The organism is Trueperaceae bacterium, from assembly GCA_023954415.1.
Classification (GTDB): domain Bacteria; phylum Deinococcota; class Deinococci; order Deinococcales; family Trueperaceae; genus JAAYYF01.
On record JAMLIB010000009.1, the window covers coordinates 107,197 to 132,691 of the forward strand.

General features: G+C 66.1%; 17 protein-coding genes and 1 pseudogene. 9 read left to right on the forward strand and 9 right to left on the reverse strand.

Features of this window, described 5'->3' with window-relative positions; genetic code table 11:
• The first annotated feature begins 48 nt into the window (after window positions 1-48).
• From mnmA to M9914_11840, 3 genes are all read left to right on the forward strand, one after another.
• Entirely contained in the window at window positions 49-1,164 is a 1,116-nt protein-coding gene (mnmA, locus tag M9914_11830; GenBank protein ID MCO5174865.1) for a tRNA 2-thiouridine(34) synthase MnmA, read from the forward strand.
• A gap of 126 nt (window positions 1,165-1,290) precedes the next feature.
• On the forward strand, window positions 1,291-1,863 hold the full coding sequence (locus M9914_11835; protein MCO5174866.1) for a LemA family protein: 573 nt from the start codon (window positions 1,291-1,293) through the stop codon (window positions 1,861-1,863).
• Window positions 1,864-1,997: 134 nt separating this feature from the next.
• On the forward strand, window positions 1,998-2,987 hold the full coding sequence (locus M9914_11840) for a M48 family metallopeptidase (GenBank protein ID MCO5174867.1): 990 nt from the start codon (window positions 1,998-2,000) through the stop codon (window positions 2,985-2,987).
• A 25-nt stretch (window positions 2,988-3,012) separates the two neighbouring features.
• On the opposite strand, the gene M9914_11845 is transcribed toward M9914_11840, so the two are convergent.
• Together M9914_11845 and M9914_11850 are read right to left on the reverse strand one after the other, a co-directional pair.
• Window positions 3,013-4,497, reverse strand: coding sequence for a hypothetical protein (locus tag M9914_11845; protein MCO5174868.1), 1,485 nt, complete (start codon window positions 4,495-4,497; stop codon window positions 3,013-3,015).
• Between the two features lie 219 nt (window positions 4,498-4,716).
• Window positions 4,717-6,777, reverse strand: coding sequence for a 30S ribosomal protein S1 (locus M9914_11850; GenBank protein MCO5174869.1), 2,061 nt, complete (start codon window positions 6,775-6,777; stop codon window positions 4,717-4,719).
• A gap of 125 nt (window positions 6,778-6,902) precedes the next feature.
• On the opposite strand from M9914_11850, the gene M9914_11855 reads away from it, so the two are divergent.
• Together M9914_11855 and M9914_11860 are read left to right on the forward strand one after the other, a co-directional pair.
• Entirely contained in the window at window positions 6,903-7,694 is a 792-nt protein-coding gene (locus M9914_11855; GenBank protein ID MCO5174870.1) for a metallophosphatase family protein, read from the forward strand.
• Between the two features lie 31 nt (window positions 7,695-7,725).
• On the forward strand, window positions 7,726-9,612 hold the full coding sequence (locus tag M9914_11860; GenBank protein MCO5174871.1) for a hypothetical protein: 1,887 nt from the start codon (window positions 7,726-7,728) through the stop codon (window positions 9,610-9,612).
• A gap of 122 nt (window positions 9,613-9,734) precedes the next feature.
• Here the strand turns inward: M9914_11860 and M9914_11865 are convergent, their stop codons facing one another.
• The 4 genes from M9914_11865 to M9914_11880 all read right to left on the reverse strand — a co-directional run bounded on the left by M9914_11865 (window position 9,735) and on the right by M9914_11880 (window position 15,174).
• Window positions 9,735-10,634, reverse strand: coding sequence for an SPFH domain-containing protein (locus M9914_11865; GenBank protein ID MCO5174872.1), 900 nt, complete (start codon window positions 10,632-10,634; stop codon window positions 9,735-9,737).
• Window positions 10,635-10,696: 62 nt separating this feature from the next.
• Complete coding sequence (locus M9914_11870) at window positions 10,697-12,673, reverse strand: ExeM/NucH family extracellular endonuclease (protein MCO5174873.1); 1,977 nt, start codon at window positions 12,671-12,673, stop codon at window positions 10,697-10,699.
• Between the two features lie 176 nt (window positions 12,674-12,849).
• Window positions 12,850-13,974, reverse strand: a complete 1,125-nt coding sequence (gene hemH / locus M9914_11875) for a ferrochelatase (protein ID MCO5174874.1) — start codon at window positions 13,972-13,974, stop codon at window positions 12,850-12,852.
• 36 nt (window positions 13,975-14,010) lie between these two features.
• Window positions 14,011-15,174 (reverse strand): HAMP domain-containing histidine kinase, encoded by a 1,164-nt coding sequence (locus M9914_11880; GenBank protein MCO5174875.1) that lies wholly within the window; start codon window positions 15,172-15,174, stop codon window positions 14,011-14,013.
• 141 nt (window positions 15,175-15,315) lie between these two features.
• Here M9914_11880 and M9914_11885 point away from each other — a divergent pair, with 141 nt between their 5' ends.
• The 3 genes from M9914_11885 to M9914_11895 are packed head-to-tail and all read left to right on the forward strand — an operon-like array spanning window position 15,316 to window position 18,394.
• Entirely contained in the window at window positions 15,316-15,525 is a 210-nt protein-coding gene (locus M9914_11885; GenBank protein ID MCO5174876.1) for a cation transporter, read from the forward strand.
• Window positions 15,526-15,551: 26 nt separating this feature from the next.
• Window positions 15,552-15,857, forward strand: a complete 306-nt coding sequence (locus M9914_11890; GenBank protein MCO5174877.1) for a metal-sensitive transcriptional regulator — start codon at window positions 15,552-15,554, stop codon at window positions 15,855-15,857.
• Window positions 15,858-15,880: 23 nt separating this feature from the next.
• Window positions 15,881-18,394 (forward strand): heavy metal translocating P-type ATPase, encoded by a 2,514-nt coding sequence (locus tag M9914_11895; protein MCO5174878.1) that lies wholly within the window; start codon window positions 15,881-15,883, stop codon window positions 18,392-18,394.
• Window positions 18,395-19,461: 1,067 nt separating this feature from the next.
• Here M9914_11895 and M9914_11900 read toward each other — a convergent pair.
• The 3 genes and pseudogenes from M9914_11900 to M9914_11910 all read right to left on the reverse strand — a co-directional run bounded on the left by M9914_11900 (window position 19,462) and on the right by M9914_11910 (window position 22,602).
• Window positions 19,462-19,674, reverse strand: a pseudogene (locus tag M9914_11900) (hypothetical protein).
• A 390-nt stretch (window positions 19,675-20,064) separates the two neighbouring features.
• A complete protein-coding gene (locus M9914_11905; GenBank protein ID MCO5174879.1) occupies window positions 20,065-20,697 on the reverse strand; it encodes a hypothetical protein in 633 nt (210 codons plus the stop codon).
• A gap of 249 nt (window positions 20,698-20,946) precedes the next feature.
• Complete coding sequence (locus tag M9914_11910) at window positions 20,947-22,602, reverse strand: hypothetical protein (protein ID MCO5174880.1); 1,656 nt, start codon at window positions 22,600-22,602, stop codon at window positions 20,947-20,949.
• 926 nt (window positions 22,603-23,528) lie between these two features.
• On the opposite strand from M9914_11910, the gene M9914_11915 reads away from it, so the two are divergent.
• On the forward strand, window positions 23,529-25,495 hold a 1,967-nt coding region (locus M9914_11915), incomplete at its 3' end, for a hypothetical protein (GenBank protein ID MCO5174881.1).

Sequence of the window (25,495 nt, forward strand, 5' to 3'; positions counted from 1 at the left end):
ACCCCGACCGACGCGCGCCCCGCCCGCCGGAAAGTACAATCGGGCCTCGTGGAACTCGCCGCCCCGCCATCGCCGCAGCCGGTCGCTCCCAGACCCGTCAAGGTCATGGCGGCGATGTCCGGGGGCGTCGACTCGTCGGTGGCCGCCGCCATCCTCACGGAGCGCGGCTACGAGGTCGTGGGCAGCATGCTGCGCTTCTGGCCGGACGACAAGCCGACCGGCGCGTTCGACCTGTGCTGCAGTCCGGACGCGGCCTACGACGCGCGCAGGATCGCCGATGGCTTGGACGTACCGTTCTACCTTCTCGACTTCCGCGACACGTTCCAGGAGATCGTCATCGACCCGTTCGTGCCGACCTACGAGGCGGGCAGCACGCCCAACCCGTGCGTGTGGTGCAACCGCCACATCAAGTTCGGCGCCTTCGTGGCTCGCGCGCAGGCGCTCGGCTGCGAGTTCATGGCCACCGGCCATTTCGTCAGGCGTGTGGACGGCGCGCACGGTCCCGAGCTGCACCGCGGCCTGGACGACGACAAGGACCAGACCTACTTCCTCTGGGCGCTGCCGCGCGGCATCCTCAAGTACCTGCTCTTCCCGCTCGGGGAGCTCACCAAGGCGCAGGTCCGCGCCATGGCCGCGGAGCGCAGCATGCGTACGGCGCAGAAGAAGAGCTCCTCGGGCCTATGCTTCGTGCCCACGACGGTGAAGGCGTACCTGGACGAGGCCACCAAGGCCAGGCCGGGACCGATAGTCGACGCCTCCGACGGCCACGCCGTGGTCGGCGAGCACCGGGGCGTCGTCTACTACACCATCGGGCAGAAGAAGGGCCTCGGCCTCTACAAGTCGCACGTGGAGCGCTACGTCATCGACCTCCTGGCCGAGACCAACGAGGTCGTGGTCGGCACGCGCGAGATGTGCCGTTGGCGCGGCCTCGAGGCCAACCGCCGCAACTTCCTCACGCCCGACGAGCACATGCCGCGAAGGGTGGAGGCGCAAGTGCGCTATCGCCAGAAGCCGGAACCGGCCACGCTCACGCTCCTGGACGGCGATGCCTTCCGCCTGGATTTCGACGACCCGCAGTTCGCCGTCGCCAAGGGCCAGAGCGCCGTCATCTACGTTGGAGACAGGCTCCTGGGTGGCGGGGTCATCACGGCGCGCTCGGTCTGACACGCCGCAGGACGGGTGTGCGGCGGCCTCGCAGGAGGCCCGGATGCCGAGCGCAAGGCAAGGGTGGGGCGGTCGCCACGTCGTGACCGGGTCTTTCCGATACAATCTTGCTCAGGAGGTTCAACCATGGGAGGCCTCATCGTCCTGATCGTCCTGGCCGCGCTCATCTTCTACGCGGTCTCGATCTACAACCGGATAGTCGCTTACGAGAAGCGTTACCAGAACGCTTGGAGCCAGATAGACGTCCAGCTCAAGCGCCGCGCCGACCTCATCCCCAACCTCGTCGAGACGGTCAAGGGTTACGCCGCGCACGAGAGCACGGTGTTCGAGGAAGTCACCAGGGCGCGCGCCGCCCTAATGAACGCGCAGGGCGTCAACCAGTCGGCCGAGGCCGCCAACGCGATGTCGGCCGCCCTCGGGCGGCTCTTCGCCGTGGCGGAGGCGTACCCGGAGCTCAAGGCCAACGAGAACTTCAGGCTGCTGCAGGAGGAGCTCTCCGGCGTCGAGAACAAGATCGCCTACGCGCGGCAGTTCTACAACGACGCGGTCATGCAGTACAACACGCTCATCGAGACCGTCCCCGCCGTGTTCCTCGCCGGCCCCATGGGCAAGAAGCCCGCCGTGTTCCTCGAGATCCCCGAGGGCGACAAGGCCGTTCCGCAGGTCTCGTTCGGCAGCGCTCCGAGCACGGGGGCCTGAAGGACCGCCCGGCATAGGCAGCCCGCTGCCCTCGAACGACCGCGGCCGCGGCCGCGGCATCCAAGGACAAGCTCGCCCCCGGCTCGCCTTCACGAGAGGCGCCGGGGGCGAGTCGGAGGTGAGGTGGCGCTAGCATGAGCGATCAGGTCAGGCAGCTGGGCGAGCAGTTCACGGTGCCCGGCACGGGCCGCAAGATCAACCTGCTCGACTACCAGGCGGCCAACAAGCGCAGCACGTGGCTGCTCGCGCTCTTCACGGTCCTGCTGTTGGCGGCGGCGGCCTACCTCCTCGCCCAGGCCGTCGACCCCGGGTCTGCGCTGTTCTTCATAGGTGTGGCCGGAGCGCTCGGGTTCGGGCAGGCGGCCGTCGGCTTCTGGTTCTCGGACCAGATAGCCCTGGCGGCGTCGGGTGCACGCGTGGCGACGGTCGACGAGCACCGCTACCTCGTCAACGTGGCGGAGGCCGTCGCGATCGGCGCCGGCGTGCCCATGCCCAAGGTGTACGTCATCGACTCACCAGCGCCCAACGCGTTCGCCACGGGCCGCGACCCGCAGCACGCCTCCATCGCTGTCACCTCGGGGCTGCTCCAGCTCCTGGACAGGCAAGAGCTGGAGGGCGTGGTCGCCCACGAGCTGGCCCACGTGCGCAACTACGACATCCGGTTCATGTCGATGCTCGTTGCGACTCTCGGGGCGCTGCTCGTCCTCAGGGACATGGTCTTGCGGTGGGGCATGTACGGCGGCCTCGGCGGCGGGCGCGGCTCCTCGCGGCGCGACAGCCGCGGGGGCGGCAACGGTATGGGGCAGGGCATAGCGTTGATCCTGCTCGTCGTGCTCCTCGTGATCGGGCCGATCGTAGGCACGCTCGTGCGCCTGGCCGTGAGCCGAGGCCGGGAGTACCTGGCGGACGCCACGGGGGCGTACATAACCCGCAACCCGGAGGGTCTCGCCATGGCGCTCGAGAAGCTGGCCGGCTACTCCGGCCAGCGCCTCGAGGTGAGCGAGGGCGTGCGGCACATGTTCTTCGTGAATCCGGCCATGCATATGGGCGGGGGCGGAGAAGCCGGTATCTTCTCCACGCACCCGCCCATCGCGGAGCGCATCAGGCGCCTCAGGAACATGTGATCGGCGCCGGGCGTCTGCCTGGGTCCTAGGGGACGCTCACCCCTCCGTACACGACGTAACGGTTGTTCTCGTAATCGCCGACGATCAGCAGGTCGCCCGTCTGGTACACACCCGTGGGGAAGCCCAAGCCGTTGGCGGTCGGGTCGAGCGACCCGGCGTTGGCCGTCGTGTTGTCGAAGTTCGTCTGCCCGAGCACGAGGTCGGCATCCGCGCCGTTCGCCGCGGGGACGCTCTGCCACACGAGCACGCGGTTATTCCCCGAGTCGGCGACGAAGAGCTGGTTGACGTTGCCGTGGACCGACGACGGGTAGTCGAGGCCCGAAGCGCCGGTGTTCGGCGCGAGCGCCGTGAAGCTCGTCTGCCCGAGGACGCGGTCGGCGGCGGCGAAGTTGGTCGTGGGCAGGCTGTCGTAGACCAGCACGCGGTTGTTGAGCGAGTCGGCGACGTAGAGCCGCTGGCCGTCGCTCCAGACGTCGAGGGGGCCGCTCAGCGTCCGCGCGGTGGGGCTGGGCTCGGCCGCCCCGTCCTGGTCGTCGTCGTTGTTGGCGCAGGTCGTGAAGCTCGCCTGCCCGATGACGACGTCCGCGGCGGCGCCGTCGGCGGTCGGGAGCGACCAGATGAGCACCCGGTTGTTGTCGGTGTCGGCCACCGCGAGCTTGTTGCCGACGAACGCGACGCCGGCGGGATGGTCGACCTTCGTCGCCGCACAGCCCGGCACGTTGTTGAGGAAGTCGCCTTGGCCCAGCACCAGGTCGGCGGGAGCGGCCTGCGCCGTCGGGGCGGCGTTCCAGACGAGCACCCGGCTGTTGTTCCCGTCGGCCACCGCTAGACGAACGCCGTCGGTCGCAGTGCCTGCCGGGGCATGCAGACCGGTCGCCCCCTCGCGGCCGCTCGTGTCGTCGAACTGGTCCTGGCCGAGGACGAAGTCGGGGGAGGCGCCGCTGCTGCTGGGCACCACGCCGTAGCCGAGCACGCGGTTGAGCTCTTCGTCGGGCAGGTAGAGGTGTCCGCCCAGCGCCGACGGGCGCCCGGACGGGCCGTCGATCATCTTGCGCGGCGTCGCTTCCGTGACGGAGACGAGGTCGTCCTGGCCGATGGCGAAGGCCGCCGCCTGGTACGTGCCGAGCGTGACGAACGGGTACTCGAGGTTGACTTCGGCGTAGACGGTGTTCCCCGCCGTCGACGTGGCCTCGACGGCTACCTTGTTGGCGTGGTCGTGCAGCTCGATGTCGGCCGTGATGACGCTGCCGGACCGGGTGGCCGTCTCCGCGACGCCGTTCAACGTCACCGTGTACGAGCCCACGTCCGGCATGTTGACGAGCGTGGCCATCAGGCTGATGACACGGCTGCCGCTGATCACCTGGCCGTCCGTGTGCGAGGTGATGACGACGCTCTGGGTGAGCGTGCCGCCGGGCCCAGGGCAGGCCGTCAGTAGGAGGGCGAACGGCGCGAGGACAAGCGCCGTCAGCGCGAGCCTCAAGCGGGTGAGCTTCCGCGTGGATCGCGGCATACGGGACTCCAATCGGGCGGCAGCACCTGATGTGGGTTCGGCTGCGGCCACAAGGCGAGGGGCACCGGTCCACACTTCGGAGTGCGGTGTTGTCGGCGATTATGCGCCAACTCGCATGGCCGCGGGGCGCAACCGCACCCGCGCCAAAAGGGAAGGTCCCGCGCACGCCCTTCGCGCGGGACCTTCGACGGCCTCGGGGAGAGGTCGGCCTGCGGTTGCTTAGGCTTCGGTGCCGTCCTCGGAGTCGTCGCCCTCGGCGAAGCTCTCGACGTCGGCGGCGTCCGCTACGTCCGCGTCGGCCACATCGGCGGCGTCCGCGCTCTCGGCGGCCTGCGCGGCGGGGCGCTTGCCCTGCCTGAAGGCGGCCGTGAGCAGGGCGGCCGCCTCGGCCGCGTCGATGGCGTTCTCGGGATCGACGGGCTCCTCGGCCTTCACGCTCGGCGCCGGCTTGGCGGCGGGCTCGGCCTTCTCGGCCTTGGCAGGAGCCTCGGCCTTGGCCGGCTTGGCGGGCGCTTCCTCGGCTTCGGACTTGGTGTCGCCCAGGCCGAACTGCGCGAAGAGGTCGGCGTAGACGTCACCGAGCTTCGTCGTGTTCTTGGTCGAGGCGGCGTCCGCGACGTAGCTGTAGTCGTAGTCGATGTCGCGGCTACGGCGACCGCGGCGACCGCGGTTGCCACCAGCGGCGGGGCCGGCCTGTGGCATGCCGCCACGGCCTTGGCCGCCGGCGGGAGCGTTGCCGCCGAACTCGGCCGCGTTCTCCGGCGTGAAGGGGAGCATGCGCTTGCGAGAGAGGCTGGCGCGCTGCTCGACCGGGTCGATGTTGAGGATGACCGCGGTGATCTCGTCGCCCTTCTTGAAGTGGTCGTTGATGTTCTCGATGTGGTCGTGAGAGAGCTCGGAGATGTGCACCAGGCCTTCGATGCCCTCTTCGATCTCCATGAACACGCCGAAGTCCGTGATGCCCGTGATGGGGCCCGTGACTTCCGTACCCGGCGGGAAGCGATCCGGCAGGCTGCTCCACGGATCGGGCTGGGTCTGGCGTAGACCGAGCGAGATGCGCTGCTGCTGCATGTCGATCTTGAGGATCATCGCTTCCACCTGGTCGCCTTCGTCGAGGGCTTCCTTGGGGTGGCGGATGCGCTTCGTCCAGCTCATCTCGCTGACGTGGATGAGTCCCTCGAGCCCGGGCTCGATCTCGACGAAGGCGCCGAACGGGGTGAGGTTCGTCACCGTGCCCGTGATGCGCTGGCCGATGTTGTAGTGGGCCAGCACGTTCTCCCACGGGTTGGAGACGAGCTTCTTCATGGAGAGGTTGATGCGCTCGCGCTCGAGGTCCATGTCGAGGACCTCGACGCGCACCTTGTCGCCGAGCTTTACGACGTCGCGCGGGTGGCTGAAGCGGCCGTGCGTCAGCTCGGAGCGGTGGACGAGGCCGTCCACGCCGCCGAGGTTGACGAACACGCCGAAGTCCGTGATCTCGACGACCTCGCCTTCGAGGCGGGCGCCGGGCTCGAGCTTCTTGAGCGTGTCTTCCTTCAGGTGGGAGATCTCGTCCTGGAGGATCGAGCGCCGCGAGATGATGACGCGGTTGCGCCGGCGGTTGAGCTCGATGATCTTGACCTTCATGCGGCGGCCGACGTACGGCGCGAGGTCGTTGACCCTGCGGATGTCGACCTGGCTCGCCGGCAGGAAGGCGCGGACGCCGAGGCTGGCGACGAGGCCGCCGCGGACCTTCTCGACGATCTCGACCTCGACCGGCTTGCCGTTCTCATGGATGTCCTGGAGGAGGTTCCAGGCGCGTTCCTGATCGGCGCGCTTCTTGGACAGCGTGATCGTGCTGTTGGGGATGTCCGAGCGGATGACGTACACCTGGATGTCGTCGCCGGGCTTGAAGTACTTGGCGGCTTCCTCGGCGTTCGACTCGTGCTCGAAGAGCTGGTTGTAGGGCAGCATGCCCTCGATCTTCGCGCCGACGTCGACGACGATGCCTTCCTGAGCGAGCATGATGACCTGGCCGGTCGTGATCATGCCGCGGTGGACGGGCTTGCGCGCCAGCTGTTCGTCGCTGGCCGCGAGCACGTCTTCCATGGTGATCTCGGCGTCTGCCGAAGCGGGGGTTGCAGTCTCGGAGGAAGACCCTTGAACGGTGCTCGTGTTGTCAGCCTGCGTGCCTACACCCTGGTCGGCGGACGCGGCTGAAGCCTGGTTCGGGCTCTCTTCCGGGGCTGAGACGGTGCCTGGGGCAGGGCTCCCCGCGGCGGGGTTTGCGTTTTCATCCATTGGTTTGGGGTTCCTCCTGGGAATAGTGTCTTATCGACAATTGTTCATTACACCACAAGTGGCCACCCTAAAGCAAGGATGTGCCAGCGGCGGCGGCCTAGACGCACCGGGCGTATCCTTATGTCATGGACGACGTGGGCTCTTCGGACGTAGGTCGCCTGGCGGTCATCGCCGACATCCACGGCAACATCCCCGCCCTGGAGGCCGTCCTCGCGGACCTGGGCAGGTTCGAGGTCGATGCCGTCGTCTGCCTCGGCGACGTCGCTAACGGCGGGCCGGAGCCGGCGGCTGCCTTGGCGCGGCTGCGGCGCCTGAACGCCCCTACCGCGCTCGGCAACACCGACGCTTCGCTCCTGGCCCCTCGCACCCCGGCCGACCTGCCGACGCCCCCACCGCCCGGTTGGGAGGAGCATCTGGAGGTCGAGGCCTGGTGCGCCGCGCAACTGGGCGAGGCGGAGAAGGACTACATCCGCACGTTCCACCCGTACCTCGAGCTCACCCTGGCCGGGCTTCGGGTCGTCGCCTACCACGGTTCGCCCAAGCGCTTCGACGATCACGTCCGGTCCTTCACGCCGGACGAGCGCCTCGCCGAACTCCTCGACGACACGCCTGCCGAGATCTACCTCGGCGCCCACACCCACGAGCAGTTCGCCAAGCGTTACCGAGGCTCCATAGTCATGAACCCGGGCAGCGTCGGCATGGCCGTGAGGCTCACGGCAGCGGGCGAGGGTTGGTACCCGGCGGCCGCGGAGTACGCGCTCGTCAACGTCCTCGGAGGCCAGCCAAGCGTGCATCTGCGCAAGGTCGCCTACGACCTTGGGCGCCTGCAAGGGGCGGTGAAACGGTCAGGCATGCCGCACGGCGACGCCTACCTGGCGAGGTTCTTTCGGAGCGCAGCCGTTTCTCATCAGTCTTAACTTCTCACCCGGCGTGCGCTAGCTTGGCGGTATGGCTTCGTTACGCAGGAACCTCACGCTGACGCTCCTCCTCGCCCTGCCGGCCCTCGGCTTCGCGCAGCGGCCCCTTGCCGCACTCCTGCCGCAGTCGACCGTACTGGCCGTCGAGCTGCGGCCGGCCGGCCTGGACCCGGACGTGTTGCACAGTCTCTTTGCCGACCTGGACACCAGTGAAGCGGAGTCCGTCTGGGAAGGGCTGGCCGGCTTGCTCTACGCCGCGGATGGTGGTGGCATGACGGAGCTGCGGCGTGGGCACGGCGCCATGCGCGACGTCATGTTCGAGGAGTGCCCGGACCTCTCCAAGGCGTTGTTCGAGAGCGATGCGGGCTCGTGGTCCGCCGCGGCCGGCGTGAGCGTCTCGCGCTTCGCTCCGAAGCCCGAGCTGTTGTTGGCCGTGCGTGGCGCCACGCGCAGCGCTGCCGCCCGCCTCCTCGCCGGCGCCGTGGCGTGCTTCGACGGGCGGCGCTACGGCGTGGAGGGTAGCTCGGCCATCTATCTCGTCGGCGACGGGGGAGACTCACCGGCCCTGCTCGCCGAGTCGGGCGGTGTGCTGCTGGTCGCTACCGAGCCGGAGCTCCTGCGCGGGGCCGTCCGCCGCTCGACCGGCGCCACGGAGCCGTCCTTCCTCGACACGCGCATCGCGTCCGCCGCCCAGGAGCTCGGGCAGATGGGGCTGAAGGCCACCGTGAACCTCGCTGCCCTGGCCGACACCATGAGGCTCGTGCGCGGCGCGGTGCCGCCGGAGGCCGCCGGGCTGTTCGAGCGGCTCGTCACGACCTTGCGCATCGTGGGTGGCTTCTCGTGGGGCCTGACGCTCGACGGTGGCGGCGTGCTCGTCCGCACGGCCTCGGCCTGGGACGAGGCGCTCGCCAAGGCTTCCGGCGAGGACGCCCTCCTCGCGCTGCTGGAGTGTGAAGGGTGCCGCGTCGGCCAGCCGCCGCTGTTGCCGGAGTCGACCGTGGCCGTCGAAGCGGGTGCCTTCCCTTTGGCCGCGTTCGTGGACTGGCTGGACAGCTGGCTCTCGGACGTCGCGGCCACGGGCGCGTTCGCCGCAGGCGAACCGACGGACGTGCGCGGCGCGGCGGCGGCCTTCCTCGGCCTCGACCTCGGCGAGGCCCTCCTCGACTGGTCGGACGGCTCCGCGTACTTCCTGACCCTGGGGGTCCTCGATACCGACCTCCGCAACTGGGTGACGGGTCTGCCGAGCGTCACCGTGGTGCCGGCCACCTCCGAGGACGCTGCGTGGCGGGGCGTGCGCTCGTGGCTCGAGGCCGCCGAGCGCTTCAACTCCCTCCTGGTCTCCACCTCGCGCGCGGAGGAGTTCGCCGGGGCGCTCGAGTTCTCACAGGCGGTCTCCGTGCGCGAGCTGCAGCATGCCGGCGTCGAGTACCTCAGGGTGAGGTCCGGTCCGACGCTCGACGTCGGGTTGGCCGTGTTCGACGGCAACCTGGTGATCGGCAGCCCGACCGCGGCCCTGCTACAGGCCATCGACTCGCGGTCTGCACCCGTCGCCAGGCCCGCCGCGCTCGCGCCCGGACTGATCGGCCTCACCCGCGCCCCCGGCGCTCTGGTCGGCTACTCGCTCGTCGACTCGCGTAGCTTCCTGCGCGGCCTGGCTCAGGTCGCCGAGCTCGCCTCCGCACCGACGGCCACGCTGCTCTGGCTGGCTGGCCATGCCCTTACGGAGACCCGCGCGGGCGCGTGGCTCGGTGACGCGCAGGTGCCGACCTACGACCAGGTCCTCGTCCTGACGGACCTGGCGGTGGCCGCCATGCGGACGCTGGCCGACAGTACGGAGACGGCCACGGGCACCGTTACGGTCCTGGACGGCGCGCGCTGGTCGAGCTGGCGTCTGCCGCTCGGGGCCGGGGCTCGCTGAGCCCGCTCAGGGTCGCTGGGTAAGCTGGAGGTTCCGAGAGAAGTGGGGCCGCTCCCGATCAGGAGCGGCCCCATCGACTTCCTAGGCGCCTGCGAGGAGACGCGGCTCTCGCGAGCGAAGGCTTACTCCCCGACCGAGATGAACGGCAGCGTCCCGCCCGGAAGCATCGTGCTGGGGAGGACGCCGTTCCAGGCCTCGGCCGTCACGAGGGCGACGAGCTCCGGGTTGTCGCGCAGCGCCTCACCCTTCGCGCGGATGGCGCTCGCCTCCGCGTCGCCGGCCAAGCGCGTGGCCTCGGCCTGGGCCTTGGCTTCCGCCACCCTGGCATCGGCGGCGCCCTGCGCCTGAGTGACGACGATCTGCGCCTGGATGCGCTGCTGCTCGAGCTCCTGCGTGCGGCGCTGCACCTCGACCTCGGCCATCATGCGCGCCTCGACCGACTGCTCGTATGCCGAACTGAACGCGATGTCCTCGACCTGCACCGACTCGATCACGACGATGTTCGGATCTATGACGCTCATCACGGCGTCGGCCACCTTCTGGTTGAGCGAGCTCCGCTGCTGGATGGCCTCGACGGCGTTGAACTGGCCGAACACGGTCCGCACCAGCTCGTTGACGCGCCGGTCGATGAGGCGCGACACGACCCCGTCCTCACTGCCGAACTGGGCGTAGACCTCGTGCACCATCTCGGGCACGAGCCGGTAGGTGACGGACACGCGCAGCTCGGCGAGCTGCTGGTCGCGTGAGTAGGTCTCCATGCGGTCGTAGACCTTCGAGTTGGTCTGCACGCGCACCATCACGACCTTGTCCACGAGCGGCATCTTGAAGCCGAGGCCGGGCTGCGCGATGCGCTCGAACGCGCCGAGGCGCAGCACCACGCCGCGATAGCCCTGGTCGACGGTGAACATGCTCGAGAAGATCAGGATGGCTGCCACGACCACCACCAGGCCTACCAGGATGAGGCGGTTGGAAGTCTGGCCAGGGGTCCGGCGCTTGCTGGTGAGTTGCGCGAATTCGTCCACGGTAGTGCGAATGGTACCGCACCGGAGCGGCGTGGCCGGTGGCCTACTCCCGGCCCTACTCCTCAGCGCTCGTCGGTTCCCAGTGCCAGGCCTACGATCACGGGGTCGTGATCCGACGACCTGAACGGATCCGCCGTGAACAGCGCCCTCTGGGCCGCGGGCTTGAAGCTCAGGTCGTAGTCGAGGATGTCCGGCTCGTCGGCGTTTATGTGCCACGCGGTCGTTCCGCTCACCTGCCCGAGCAACGCTCCGCTGGCGAATGCGTAGTCGAGGTAGCCGAGTTGCGCGTCGTAAACGTAGGTATATGCGTCGTTGCCTACGAACATGGCGAGCAGATCGGTGAAGTCGTCGGGGGTGCCGGCCACGCCGTCCGCGCCGGCGGCCAAGGCGCGCACTGGGTCCTCGCGCGCGTAGGAGTTGTAGTCGCCGAGTAGCAACACGTCGGGGTCGTCGGCCGCGGTCGGGTCCGTAGCCAGCCACGCCAGCAGGGCCTTCACGGCCGCCGTGCGCGTGCCGTTGCAGCTGCCCTGGGCGCTGTCGTCGTCGCCTCGCCCGCAGGTGGAGCTCTTGCTCTTCAGGTGGTTGACGACGACCGTGAAGCGTTCGCCGCTCCCCACCTCCTCGAACGTCTGGGCCATGGCTGCCCGGTTGCGCGCTTCGCCGGAACGCGTGGAGTCGATGAACCCCCTGTCGGCCAGAACGGCGGCGGTGCCGACGGGCCGCACGTGCGCCGGTTGATAGAGGATGGCGACGCGGATGACGTCCCCTCCCACCGCGCCGGCCGTTCGCACGGCGGCGTAGCGACCGGCGACGGTGGCGGAGTTGAGCGCGTCGACCAGATCGGCGAGCGCAGCGCCGGTCGGGTCGTTCTCCAACTCCGTGAGGCCCAGCACGTGGGCGTCCATCCTGGCGAGCGCGGACACGATCTTGTCCCGTTGGCGCCGGAACTCCTCGGCCGTGTCCGCGCCGCGGCAGTCCTGGTCGCGCCTCGGACCGCACGCGGTGGAGCCTCCCCTGAGGGTCGTGAAGTAGTTGAGGACGTTGAAGCCGGCGGCCCGAAGGCGGCCACCCACTGCTTCCGGCGCGGCCGGGCGCGCTCCGGCGGAGGTCACGGTGGCCCCGCGCGTCGGCTGCACGCGGTAGCCGCCGAACGAGTGGTCCAGCACGCCGGTGAGGCCGCTCACGACGTCGCCGCCTCGGAAGCTGTTCGCGGCGGTGAACTCAGTGCCGTCCGGATGGCGCGGCGGATGCGGGTTCTGGGTCGTGCGACCGTCGTCAAGGACGATGCGTGAGCGTGCTGCCAGGTCTGCGGCGGCGAGCGCCTCTCGCGAACCGGGGGCCAAGTACGCCGTCGGTTGCAGCGGGCGCTTGCCGTCGGCGCCCGGTAGGGTCATGACGATCTCACCGTAGCGGTCGAAGTCCTGGTAGTCGCCGATCACGAGGTCCTGCGGGAAGGTAACGAGCATGCCCTCGAACGCTTCGAGGTCGGCGAGCGAGGCGACGGGCAGCGTGATGGCGGCGGGGGTAGGCAACGGCAGCCCCTGCGCGCACGTGACGACGTCCTGGACCCGCGTGATCTCCGTCAGGTCGTTGAACTCCGCCACCCGCCCCGTTACGCGCACGAGGTCGCCCACGCTCGGCCGCAACGTCGCCTCGTGCACGAACACCCCCTCCGACGTGCGGGGGTCGGCGTCGGCGTCCGAGTCTTCTTCCTGGACGTAGAAGCCGCCCAGGTCGTACCCGAACGCGCCGCCGTCACCATGCTGGAAGGTAGCGACGACCACCCCTTGGATGGTGACGTCCTGGCCTACGAGCGGGCTGCGCTGCCCCGCACCCTGCACGGCGTGGACCTTCGTCGCTCCGCCCCGACAGGCCGCCGGAAGGTCGATCGTGCGCGCGGCCGTGGCGCTTGCGGCGCTGTGGTCCGCATCGCTCCGCTCGGGGGCCAAGGACGAGAGCAGGGGTCGACCGACGAGCGTGCCTGCCACCAGCACCGCCGCGACCACCAGCAGGTTGCGGATCCCGTTCGCCTTACCCATCCGACCCTCCGACCGACGTGCGTCTCGCTAGAACGTTAACCCGCTCGCTGCGCGGCGTCGGCCCGAGCGAGGTCCGTTGCACGGGAGCTAGCCACCGCACGCCCGGCGCCCGCTCGCAGCAGGCGTGACGGCGCGGTGGGGTCGCCGGTGCCGGACGCGCTGGTCAGGCCCGGGTCTCAGGACCGGGTGTAACGCCGGTTGTCCGGGTGGGCGGACACGTTGGTGCGGCGGTACGGGGCTACCGGCCTGAGGATGTCGCGACACTGAGGGTTGACGCAGCCCGGGCAGCGTAGACCGTACTGAGCGGAGCAGGCTTCGCCACCCTCGAGGTGGCGGTGGACGATGCCGGCCAGCGCGTCGAGGAACAGGGGGCTGTCGTTGAGCGCGGGCGCGCGCACGTACTGAGCGATCCCCACGTGGTGCGCCAGCTCGCCGTACTCGATGTCGAGCTCGTGCAGCGTCTCGATGTGGTCGGAAGTGAACGCTATGGGCACCACCAGCACGCGCCTGCGCTTCTTGGCGCCGAGCTGCTCGATCACCGCTTCCGTCGAGGGTCCGAGCCATGGCACCGGTCCGACGGAAGACTGGTAGCTCAGGAGGTGCTCGTTCTGCCGACCGAGTCGCTCCATGACCAGGTGGACGCTGGTGCCGATCTCGAGCGGGTAGGGGTCGCCGCGGTTGATGATGCTCATCGGCAAGGAGTGCGCGCTGAAGAGGATGAGCACGTCGTCGCGCTCTTCAGGAGCGAACTGCTCGAGCCCCTGGCGCACGGTCTGCGTCATGGCCTCGATGAACAGTCCGTCGGCGGGCCAGCGGTCGATGACGCTCCATGTGAACTCCTTCTGGAGCCCGAGCCGGCGGGCCGCCCGCCAGAGCTCGTTGACCGAGCTGCCGGTCGTGGCGCAACTGAACTGCGGGTACTGCGTGAAGGCGACGGCGCGCTTGACCCCGTCCTCGGCCATCTGGCGCAGCGCCGTCTCGCTGGACGGCTCGCTGTAGCGGAACGCGATGTAGGCCTTGTGCGGGGCCGTTTCGGGGGAGAGCTCATCGAGGCGGGCGCACATGCCCTCGCCCTGCAGCTTGGTCCAACGCTCCAGGGGGGTGCCTCCCCCGATGTCCGCGTAGTTCTTCTGCACGGACTTCGTGCGGCGACCGGCGATGAAGGGTCCGAGGGTGGACTGCGCCGGAAGCTGGATGATCTCGCGGTCGGCGAAGAGCTCCATGAGGAACGGCTTCACCTCGTCCAGGTTCCTGGGGCCGCCCAAGTTGAGCATGACGATGCCTGTTGGGGGACGGTTCATGCGGGTCACCCTAACTTCGTCGGTCGAGTTCAAGCGTCATGCTTCTGTCATCTGCCGGTCGGCACCGGGCTCGGTCGTAGCCAGCGGCAGACGCACGCTCGCCCGCGTGCCGCCTCCCGGCCTGGCCGCGATGGTCACGGTCCCGCCGAGCGATTCGGCGGCGCGCTTGACCAGGTAGAGACCGAGGCCGATCCCCGGTGCGGTGCGCGTCAGCTCGTTCCCTACCCGGTAGAATCGGTCGAAGACGAGGCGCAGCTCCTTCTCCGGGATACCCAGGCCCCGGTCGTCGACCTCGACGACGGCCGCGGCTCCGGCGCGGCGTACTCGCACCTCGACGAGCTTCTGCGGTCCGGGAGTGTACTTCACGGCGTTGTCGAGCAGGTTCTCCAGCAGTACCGCTACGAGGCTCCGGTCGGCGGTGACGAACAGCTGCTCGCGCGGGGTGACCACGTCTACCTCCCCTCCGCGGCTCCCCAGCCCCGGCAGGGCCGACTCCGCGAGCTCTCTCACCAGCGCCCCGAGCTCGTGGCGCTCCATGGCCAGATGCGGCGCGCCTGTCTCCAAGCGAGCGGTGGCGAGCACCTGCTGTGCCGTGTGCTCGAGCCGGTCTATCTCCGAGCCCATGGTGCCCAGGTACTCCTGCAGCTTCTCCGGGGTCACGCGGCGGAGCTGCAGCGTCTCTACGAGCAGCCTCAGGCTTCCCAGCGGAGTCTTGTACTCGTGCCCGATGGCGTCGAGGAAGTTCTGCTGGCGCTGCTTGAGCTCGCGTTCCACTCGCAGGCTACGGGCGATGATGAACAGCCCCGTCATCACGACGAGCACGAAGAACGGCCCTTCGAAGGCCAGCATGCGCACGACCTTGCCTTGGTCCCTCTCGAACTGGCTCACCGCGGAGTCGTCGAGGACGACTCGCCCGGAGCCGTCGAAGCGGAAGTGCGGGCGCGTGGCCATGAGCTGGATGACGCCCGGATCGCCGGCGTCGAGCATGCGGTTGAGCGCTTCGACCTCGCGTTGTAGCGAGTCCAGGGTGCCGTGGCTCACCTGGCTGACGTAGCCGCTGAAGAAGTAGATCCACCATGCCATCTGCACGGTCACGAACGCGATGATGACCGCGAAAGCGGTCCGCGTGGCCGTGCGAGACGTTAGAAAGCTCCGCCTGACCCCGGTGGGGGCCCGGCCGGTCCGGCTGCGTGTGTTCATGCCCACTCGGCAACGCTATCGCAACTAGCCGTCGAGTGGCCTGGGAGAGTAGGTAGCGCACGAGCTTGACGGGCATGGTGAGTAAGGCGCTAAACTAGCGTCATGCCACCCCACCCCAGGTGGGGTGCGATAAAAGGAGTGATGAGGATGACCAAGCTGAACGTCACTGGTATGTCTTGCAACCATTGCCTTGGCGCCGTGAAGAGCGCGTTGGAGGAAGTAGCGGGGGTAAAGGCCGTGCGTGTCGACTTGGCCGGCGGCACGGCCGAGGTCGAGGGCGCCGTCAACAGCGACGAGCTCGTGGCCGCCGTCCGCGAGGCCGGTTACGAGGCCACGGTGGCGGCGGGCTGATGGAGCGGGCGGCTACCGGGCAGGTCATGGGTGGGGCCACCGGGCCTGCGCACGACTGCAAGCATCTCGACGACACCGTGCGCCTGGATGCCGCCAGGCGCCTGAAGAGCGCCAAGGGTCATCTCGAGGGCGTGTTGCGCATGTTGGATGACCCGTCCGTCTACTGCGTCGACGTCCTCAAGCAGGTGAAGGCCGTGCAGGGTGCCCTTGCCAAGGTCAACGAGCAAGTGCTCAGGTCGCACATCCGCGATCACGTCGCCACCGCCTCTCAGCGGGGCGACACGGAGCAGATAGTCGGCGAGCTCATGGAAGCGCTCAAGTACCGCGTGTGACGGGCTAGCGAACGGGAGTACGTATGAAGACGGTTCAGATAGGCGTGCAAGGCATGACGTGCGCCAGTTGCGTGGCGCGCGTCGAACGCGCGCTCGATGGCGTGGACGGCGTGCAGGACGCGAACGTCAACCTCGCCACTGAACGCGCCACGGTGAGTTTCGATCCGGCGATCACTGCGCCGCCCCGCCTGCTGGAGGCGGTCGAGAAGGCGGGTTACGAGCCGATCGTCGGCGAGGTCACGTTCGGCGTCACGGGCATGACCTGCGCCAACTGCAGCAGCAGGGTCGAGCGTCAGCTTCAGAAGGCCGACGGCGTCTTGTCGGCCAGCGTCAACCTGGCCACGGAGCGAGCCACGGTTCGCTACCTGCCGGGTCAGACGGACCTCGCTCGCCTAGAGCGGGTAGTGGAGGAGACGGGTTACGGCGTTCTCCGGTCCGACAACGCGGCCGAGCGCACGGACGTCGAGCGCGAGGCGCGCGAGCGCGATCTGCGCGCGTTACGCCGCGACCTGGTCCTCGCGGCGGCGTTCACCGCGCCTCTCCTCCTCTTCGTCATGCTGCCCATGCTCATCCCGCCTCTCGAGCATGCGCTCATGGCCGTGGTGCCCATGCAGGCCCTTTACTACGCCTCGTTCTTGTTGGCCGCCGTAGTGCAGTTCGGCCCGGGCAGGCGCTTCTATCGGCCGGGCTGGAAGAGCTTGCGCGCCTTGAGCCCCGACATGAACAGCCTGGTGATGCTCGGCTCGAGCGCGGCGTTCGGCTACTCGGTCGTGGCCACCTTCTTCCCCCGGCTGCTGCCGGAGGGGACGGTTCACGTCTACTTCGAGGCTTCCGCCGCCATCATCACGCTCATCCTCGTCGGCAAATACCTGGAGGCCATAGCGAAGGGCCGCACCAGCGAGGCGATCAAGAAGCTCTTGGGCCTGCAGGCCAAGACCGCGCGCGTGGAGCGCGACGGGACGGAACTCGAGGTAGCCACCGATCGCGTCGTTCCGGGCGACATCGTCGTCGTCCGGCCCGGCGAGCGCTTGCCGGTGGACGGGGTGGTGGTGTCCGGCTCCTCTTACGTGGACGAGTCGATGATCACCGGCGAGAGCGTGCCAGTGCATAAAGGCGAGGGCGCGAAGGTGGTCGGGGGGACCATGAACAAGACGGGCTCGTTCAGGTTCGAGGCGCGCGCTGTCGGGGCCGATACGGTCCTGGCGCGCATCATCGAGATGGTGGAGACGGCGCAGGGGAGCAAGCCGCCCATCCAGGCCCTGGCCGACCGGGTCGTCGCCGTCTTCGTTCCCATCGTCATCGCCGTAGCCGTCGCGACCTTCCTGGCCTGGTACTTCTTGGGACCGGCGCCTTCGCTCCCCTTCGCCCTGGTCAACGCGGTCGCGGTGCTCGTCATCGCGTGCCCGTGCGCCATGGGGCTGGCCACACCGACGAGCGTCATGGTCGGCACGGGTAAGGCGGCGGAGATAGGCGTCCTGTTCCGCAAGGGCGAGGCGCTGCAGGCCTTGCACGAGACGCAGGTCGTCGCCTTCGACAAGACGGGCACCCTTACCGAGGGCCGGCCCGAGCTCACGGACTTCCAGGTCGTTGACGGGTTCGCCAGGCGGGATGTCCTCACGCTCGTCGCGGCCGTCGAGAACGGCAGCGAGCATCCGGTGGCTGAGGCCATCGTCAGGGCCGCCAAGGACGATGGCGTGGCTGTCCCGGCCGCGGAAGGGTTCGAGGCCGTGCCGGGTTTCGGCGTGACCGCGAAGGTCGGCGGCAAGATGGTGGCGGTGGGGGCCGAGCGTTACATGCGGCGCCTGGGTGTGGATGTCGGGCGGCTCGCCGAGGCGGGCGCAGAACTTGCCAGCGCCGGCAAGACCCCTATGTATGCGGCGGTGGACGGCCGTCTAGCCGCGGTCGTGGCCGTTTCCGACCCGATCAAGCCCTCCACTCCCGCGGCCATCCGAGCCCTCCACTCTCTCGGCTTGCGCGTGGCCATGGTCACGGGCGACGACCGTCGGACCGCCGAGGCGATCGCCAAGCAGCTCGGTATCGACGAGGTCCTTGCCGAGGTCTTGCCGGACGGCAAGGTCGCGGCCGTTAGGGAGCTGCAGGCCGCCGGCCGCAAGGTGGCGTTCGTGGGCGACGGCATCAACGACGCGCCTGCCCTGGCCGCTGCCGATGTGGGCCTCGCCGTAGGTACGGGCACCGACATCGCCATCGAGTCCGCAGACGTGATCCTGATGTCCGGCGACCTGCGGGGGCTGCCTAACGCCCTCGCCCTGTCGCGCGCGACCTTGAACAACATCAAGCAGAACCTCTTCTGGGCGTTCGCGTACAACGCCGTGCTCATACCCGTCGCCGCCGGCGTCCTCTACCCGAGCCTAGGCGTGCTCCTTTCTCCCATACTGGCGGCCGCTGCCATGGGGTTCTCGAGCATCTTCGTGCTCACGAACGCACTGCGGTTGCGGCGCTTCTCGCCGCCCATGGCGACTGGCGCCGGGGCGTCTGCCGCCGATCCGGGTACGGGCTCCCGGTTGGCGACCGCCTGAGACGCGGCCTCGTCTGGCGGGAACTCTGTCGTTTCGAGGAACAGCGGTACCTCGGCGGCTGTCACCGCCGGTGGGCGTATACCGTGCGCCGGCGAGGCTGCCCGCGCTTTGACGGCGGCGCGGCGTTGGGCAGCCGGCGCGCCGGCGCGCGGTTCGTGCTCGTCCGTGTACCTCTCCCAGGTCCACGCCAGGTCTGCTGCTTGAGCGTACGGGTCACGCCATACGAGCCGGCGCGGCGCGGCAGGGAAGCGTTCCAGCGTGTCCTCGAGCGCTTGCTCGCGCCGTTCCCGTTGCGGCCACAGCCCTTCCTGGAGACCGGAGCGTTCCGGCGCGCTGAGCTCTACAGTGATGCGCTCAACGGCTCCACCCCCTGCATGGCTGTCTTGCAGCGCGAAGAGTGCCTGCTGCCTGATGTGCCGCGCTTGTTGCAGAGGGCGCTTGGCGAGCCGGCTGGCGCGCCTCTGGGTGTTTCCGAGCGTGGCAGTGAGGGTCAGGCGCCGCGCGGCGCGGCCAGCGAGGGCGTGCTCGAGCTCGGTAGCTAGGCGCTCGATGGCGGGAACGATGTGCTGGGGCTCGCGCACGGGCTCACGGAAGGTAAAGGTGCGCCGCACACTGGCTGGCAGGGAGAACGAGCGCAGCGTCGTGCGGCGAGGGCCGTGAAGGTACGGGAGGACTATCTGCCCCTCCTCGCCCAGGTAGGCGCGGATCTGCTGTGCGCTCCAGCGGGCGAGGTCGGCGGCGGTCGTCAATCCGAGCCAGTGAAGGCGGGTGAGGTTGGCTTCCGATACCCCGACGCCGCGTAGGAAACGCAAGGGTAGGCGCGTCAGGAACCTCTCTACCTTGGTGCCGACCACCTCCCTGACGGAACCGGGGTTCGCAGCTAGAGCGCTCAACTCCGCCGTCTCGATGTCGGGGGCGAGGCCGCCGCGGACACCGTAGCGGCGCACCAGCTCCGCGACCTCCTCGCGGTCCGAGCGCAAGAAGACACGGCCGCGCACACCGCCCTCCAGCCACGGGGTGTAGCTGTGCAGCTCGCGCAGGAGCGTATGCCAAGCGTGCTCCACGTCGGGCTCCTGGAAGGAGCGCACTTCCAGGTTCGCTACGCGCATATGCGCCCCCACTAGGCGCATGCCGGGGATGACGCCGTGACGCTTGGCGGCGGAGTTGGCGTGTATCACGTGCTGTTCCTCGGCGATCACCAGCGGCACGTTCCTGAGCTCGGGCTCCTCCGACTGCGCGAGGTACAGAGGGAAGGGGCCGAATTCCAGCGCGGCTAGCATGGCGGTCGTTCCTCGCTGATCGAGCGGTGACGGAGGAGGAAGACGGCGGCGCTCGGGAAGAGCTGCCTGATATGCGCGGGTGGCCGCATGGCCGGCGCATGGCCCGGACGAGATGGCTGGGCTGGAAGCCCGCGTCGTTCCCGACTCGCCGCGGCTTGCGAAGGCGAGGGCAGCGGCGAGCGCGCCTTCGGGGCTCGGATGTCGGCTGGCCGGCCGGTTGCTGGCTCGGCTGCCGTGGCACAGGGTGTTAGCATGCACCTCACCTGGATAAGGCCCGTGTTAGCGGACCGCTTCTGGGCTACCGGAAGGGCACATCCTCTTGCTTGGCGGCGGTGGATGGGCCCTTCTTCGTCGTCGGGCGGGGCAAACGCTCAGGGGGTCGAGGGGAAGTCACTCACTCCCTTCGATGATCAGGTCTTGCACGACATCTCCTCGTAGCAACCCTCGGAACACACCTTCAACATGCAGATCTTGGGCGGCTACGGTGACGACGGGGAAGGCCGAGTTATGAGGCCGGAGACGGTACTGGCGCGGGTGGGGGTCTTCTGGCGGCCAGTCGAGGTACTTGAGGGTCGTCTCGTCCTCGCCTACTCGAACGGCGCATATCTCCCCCGGACGGTATGGCTCGGCGCGGTGGAGGAGGACGACATCGCCATTCTCGATGCGGTCTGCCATGGAATCGCCTATGACACGCAGCGCGAACTGGTCCGGCCTGCCTCGGAGAGCCAAGTGCCCTTCCGGGGTTGGGTAGGTGCCGATGGGGAGACCGGCGGCGATCTCGCCGTAGAGGGGGACGCCGAAGGGGACGCCGAGGAGGGTCAGACGAGGACTGCGGCCGGGGCCGCGGCTCTCGACCAGCAGCTTGCCCTTGGCCTCGAGGGCCCTCAGATGCTCGCGCAAGGTGGAGTAGCTGATGCCGAGGCTGCGCGACAAGGCCGTCAACTCCGGCGTGGAGCCGGTACGCTCGTAGGCCGCACGGAGTGCGTCTAGAACTTGCAGCTGGCGAACTGGGCGTGGCGGCATTTGCGCCTCCTCTCGTTACCCCTAGTTACTAGGGGAATGGGAACAGGATAGATGTGAGAAGGTCAGATGTCAAGAGGTACCCGATGCAGCGAAGCGCCCGGAGCATGTGCCGCTCCCAACGGCGCTCCGGGCACTTCCATCCACATCCTTACTTCCGTATCCAGGGGAACCTAACACATGGCCGGGAGCGCTCAATTGCAGCCGTCACAACCAGCGCGGGGGCGTTCGGTATCGCGACGCCCCTAGACGCTAGAGCTTCCTTGCCGTGATGCGCACCTTGTCAAGCTCTTGGTCTACTTGGTACGCCCACTGGTTATCGGACGACGGGAGGAAGATGCCGGTCTCGCCCATGACGCGGCCGGCTCGAAGCTCGCTGACGTCCCATAAGACATCGATCTCGCTCTTGAGGCGGTAGAGCCTCGACTCCGCGTCGTACTCGATCTCGACGCCGTCCAGCGCCTCCCGTAGCTGATGGCGGAACTGGTGGAAGTACGACTTCGCCGCGGACGGCTTCTCGCTGTGGAACACATCGTTGAGGATCTGTTGTAACGACACGGCCTTGAACTCGAGGAAGTAGGCCATGAGCTCTATGCCACGCCTCAGGGGGATATGTACGGGTGCGTCATCGAGGAGCATGCGCTCATCGCCGAGCGTGAAGACCTCGAGCACTTGCACGGAGGGCCCCGCGATGCGTGGATGCGTTCTGGCGGCAATCTGCCTCAGCTCAGGCACCAGCGTCCACTCCCGCGCAAGGAGCGCCTGGTTCTGGAGCGACACGCTGAGGGCCTCTAGGTCATCTAGCGTCCGCTGCCAGCCGTCGATCCCACTAAGCCGCAGCAACTCGGCGTGATGAAGCCTGACCGCCGCTTCCTCCTGGAGCAGCCCCATCTCCCCGAAGGCCTGCATGAGGCCCTCGAACTCCTGCAGCGCATGGCTGATCGTGTAGCGCTTGGCCCAGTAGTTGAGGAGGACCTCTCGGAAGCGGAAGATCAGGCGATCGGATTTGTCGGAGATAAGGGTTTGGGCGCGCATGAGGTGATCAAATGCTTCTGTATAATTACCTTTAGATCCTAAGATACATACAAGTGGAAGTCTACATAGGAATTCTTCATATGTGAACTGAAATTTAATAGCTAATTCCATTGCAACCAAGTATCTTTGTGTTGCAAGGCTAAGGCTACCATTGGCAAGCGCTATTTCGCCTAATAGCCAATGTCTCTCGGCTTGAAAACGATCCGGTGCCTCGGCGAGGTCAACAGAGTCAAGCTCTAGTTGTGCCTCTCGATATCTCCCCAGGCTAACCAAGAGTGCGGATCTTCTTACTCTAGTTTTCAGATGTTCAGCCCCGGCGGTGGCCACGAGGCCGCGTTCGACGAACCACAAAGCGCGCTGTAGGCGTCCAATTCGACCGTGCAGGATGGCGAGTTGTGACAGAATTGAGGGGGCTAGGAGATTATACTCTGGAATTCCTTGTATTCTCTTCCAGCCTTCTTCTGCAGTTCGTAGTGCCTCTCGAAGATTCCCTCCGCTCTCCTCTCTAATACTCGATATTCTATAAAATAGCGCCTTGTCGTACTCTGAAAGCCTATCGAATCTAACCAACTCCAATTCAGATGAGGCCTCATCGCCACGGTCGACAAATGGCAGAACGTGTGCCAAGTATACGTGGGCCCCATCCTCGCCACGCTTGGCCGCACGTTCTAGCACCTCAATGGCGTCCGAATCGCGGAGTAGCTGAAAGTGGCAAACGCCTACCCAGCGGTCATCTTTAGGAGAGGGATTGGGAATGCGGGAATACGCGGCGACCCCCTCTTCGAACTGCTCCAGGAAGGCCCATCCCTGAATCTCGCTTTCTAGCCGTATGCCAGGGAACTTCTCGGCAACAGCTTCCCATACGTCCATCACGTCGTGACCGGATACGGAACCGGTCTGGGGGACATAACTGTCGCGTCTGACACCATTCTTGGCTAGCAGCCTACTTCAATATGCGCTATATAAGCAAGGGGTTGTTTTACCCGCCGGAGCATTTCTAATTCTGTTATGGAAGGCATTTATACGACCTGGCCTGGACCCGAGGGCAGGCATCAAGTGGTCTCAGGCGCTGTCGACGGGCCTCCCCGGAGACTCTAGAAGGTCTTGATTTTGCGGTGTTCGTTTGGTAGCGTTCCCCCAATCAGCGGGATTGGGAGATCCCATTGATTCGCGTCATGGGAGTGGCGTGAGTTGATTGAGGATGGGAGGAGGTCTAGGTAACTAGATCACTTCCAAAGAGGGTTTCCTTCGCTAAGGCGGAGGGACGGGGTTGGGAGCCCCGACAGCCTAAGGCACGCGGAATATCGCTTGCCAAACGGGTGTCCTAAGTTTGTATTCGGAAGGATGGGAGTAAAAATGAAGAACACGGGTAAGCGCATCTTCGCTGCTGTCGTTTTCGCTGTTCTCGTTAGCCTGCCGGTCATCGTCTCCGCAGGCATGACCTACTCGCAGCGCTAAGCTACTAGTACACGTACGGCGAGACACCAGCACCTGCTGACAAGGCAGGTGCTGGTTTTGTTTTACGCCTTGAGTTAAGCGATCCGGAAGAGGAAGTCGTGGCTGAGCTAAACTCATAGATAACGATCCTAAGCGAATTTCTGGAGCCTGTGCTGGGCCTTCTAGGCAATTGCCTAGAAGGCCCAAATCTTTAACAAGGACCGTGCCATCATAGGTTTCGGCAAAAAGATAAGCTGCGGTGTCCAGCGTAATGGCGGATTCGTGACTGTCAAAGACTCCGAGAAGGGTCTAGCGATTGGAAGGCTGTGTCAAGTGCATACGCTGATCGAAAGGAGCACAATATGGGTGCGGGCTGGCGAGCTAGAATTTCAATAGAGCTTAATAAGTTGCCGAAGCGTGCAGTGCTTCTCGGCTCGAGGTTTAGCGGGATAGACGCATTAAGTGAGATCATGCATCTTCCGGAAATGCCTATTTTGTCACTTTGGATAGAGGAGCCGTTATCCGATGGTGAGTTCAACAGACTGCTTCTGCGCTCTGCTAAACGCACTCTTGGCATTAGCATATTAGAGGAAGACAAAGGCTTTGATGCGACTCTAGATGCTTTTGCCGAGTATCAGGCTAAGGTAGGTCCCTTCTACCTGGTAGGTGGATGGCTTGAGGTGTGTGGTCGGCAGATTGAGCAGCTGCTCAGTGTTGTGGGTGATGAAAGCAGTGTGTTGCTGGCAACGGAGTCGATGGACGAAGCAACGGAGTTTTCTGACACCTGTGAATTAGTAGACGGTGCCTTCATGGCCATGAACGTAGAAGAGGCCATCGCTGAGTTTCAGAATGTTATGAATCTGAGCACAATTAAAGATCTTCACAGGCAGAGCGGCGGAGACTTTGCTAAATTCCAGATGCTTGCACTTCAGTCTGGGATTACGGATATTAGCTCATCAATTGCCGAGCCAGGAGGCAATTGGCAGTCCCGACTTGCCCCCAGAAGCCTTATTGACGGGCTAATAAAGCGAGGAATGTGGACTCAGGCATTTGACCATATGTGTTTATACGAGCCTGAGCGCTTGCCAATGATAATCGACTCGGCCGGCAATGAGTTTTTCAATCGAGGCCTACACGAATACCTTTTGAAGAGAATTTCTGGCTTGCCTTCTGCGCTCTTGGAGGATCCGAAGGTTGCATACTGGCAATTTGCGGCAGCCTCTGCTGTAGGGAGGCAGTGGAAGTTAATGCCTAGTGTTAACAGAATCTTAGCTAACAATGATGCCCCAGAACTTCGGGCTGTCGTTGCTATGGCTCGGCCCGGAGCCAACATGCTTGAAGAGACCTCCAGGGCGATATCTGCGCTCACGGTACCCATAACTTTAAGAGCGCACGGGCTTTGCTTGGGCATGGCCGGTGAAAGAGAAATGCCACGGGTGATGTACAGAGAAGCTATGAGAATGGCTGATTCCGAAGGCATGCACCATCTGAGAATTGCTAGCATTATGGATATTGCTTACCTCGAACTACTTAGAGGAGACTATAAGGGAGGAATTGAATGGGGTCAAAGAGCTTTAAAGGAGATGGCCCATCGCAATGTGTCTGATGACATGCGCAGGCTATCCATTGTTGCTGCAATTGCCTTTGGCAAGGTTCTGAATGGTGAATTGGACGAGGCTAGAGATTTGCTTGTTGGCCTACGTCCCCGACGAGAGCATGTCCAGGTTCCAGGCATAGAGGCATTAGCGTCGACGATAGGTGACGTTGCCATGCTGGATGGCAATTTCCACGATGCAGAAGAGATGTATCTATTCGTTTCTGAAAGCGCACCCATAGAGGTTGTTGCATCGACCACGTTGAGTCTTACTGCATTGGAACTGGCTCAAGGCAACATGGATGGAGCCCTCAAGTATGCCAGACAAGCGTTCAGCATGAGTAGAGGTGCATCGGAACATGAACAGGGGGCCGGAGATCTGGCGCTCGGGATGGCTCTGGCCAAAACGGATCCCCATGAAGCAGAACTTAGTTTGGAACGAGCTTACGGCGCTTTGCGACCACTGGCTTATGCTTGGCTCATAGCTCAATCTGCTATTTGGTTGGCTATCGTCCGAATTGGAAGGGGAGAGGTAGAAAAGGCTGCTGCTGTTTTGGCTGAAAGTGCCCCTTACCTAGAACCCCTTGGGACTAGCGGGTGGAGATTGCTTGCGGCAGATCATGGGAGCTGGGCGCGCGTCCAAACCCTCTTCCACCAATGCCGCAGTTCCGCCCAAATCAAGATGCTCCAGGCGTGCCATATCAGGCTTGACGACGAACGTATCGAGCTCACACC

Excerpts from the sequence above, each read along its gene's own strand:
- M9914_11835 (MCO5174866.1), top strand. The coding sequence starts at position 1,291 with ATGGGAGGCCTCATCGTCCTGATCGTCCTGGCCGCGCTCATCTTCTAC.
- M9914_11840 (MCO5174867.1), top strand. The coding sequence starts at position 1,998 with ATGAGCGATCAGGTCAGGCAGCTGGGCGAGCAGTTCACGGTGCCCGGC.
- M9914_11845 (MCO5174868.1), bottom strand. The coding sequence starts at position 4,497 with ATGCCGCGATCCACGCGGAAGCTCACCCGCTTGAGGCTCGCGCTGACG.
- M9914_11850 (MCO5174869.1), bottom strand. The coding sequence starts at position 6,777 with ATGGATGAAAACGCAAACCCCGCCGCGGGGAGCCCTGCCCCAGGCACC.
- M9914_11855 (MCO5174870.1), top strand. The coding sequence starts at position 6,903 with ATGGACGACGTGGGCTCTTCGGACGTAGGTCGCCTGGCGGTCATCGCC.
- M9914_11860 (MCO5174871.1), top strand. The coding sequence starts at position 7,726 with ATGGCTTCGTTACGCAGGAACCTCACGCTGACGCTCCTCCTCGCCCTG.
- M9914_11870 (MCO5174873.1), bottom strand. The coding sequence starts at position 12,673 with ATGGGTAAGGCGAACGGGATCCGCAACCTGCTGGTGGTCGCGGCGGTG.
- hemH (MCO5174874.1), bottom strand. The coding sequence starts at position 13,974 with ATGAACCGTCCCCCAACAGGCATCGTCATGCTCAACTTGGGCGGCCCC.
- M9914_11880 (MCO5174875.1), bottom strand. The coding sequence starts at position 15,174 with ATGAACACACGCAGCCGGACCGGCCGGGCCCCCACCGGGGTCAGGCGG.
- M9914_11885 (MCO5174876.1), top strand. The coding sequence starts at position 15,316 with ATGAGGATGACCAAGCTGAACGTCACTGGTATGTCTTGCAACCATTGC.
- M9914_11890 (MCO5174877.1), top strand. The coding sequence starts at position 15,552 with ATGGGTGGGGCCACCGGGCCTGCGCACGACTGCAAGCATCTCGACGAC.
- M9914_11895 (MCO5174878.1), top strand. The coding sequence starts at position 15,881 with ATGAAGACGGTTCAGATAGGCGTGCAAGGCATGACGTGCGCCAGTTGC.
- M9914_11905 (MCO5174879.1), bottom strand. The coding sequence starts at position 20,697 with ATGCCGCCACGCCCAGTTCGCCAGCTGCAAGTTCTAGACGCACTCCGT.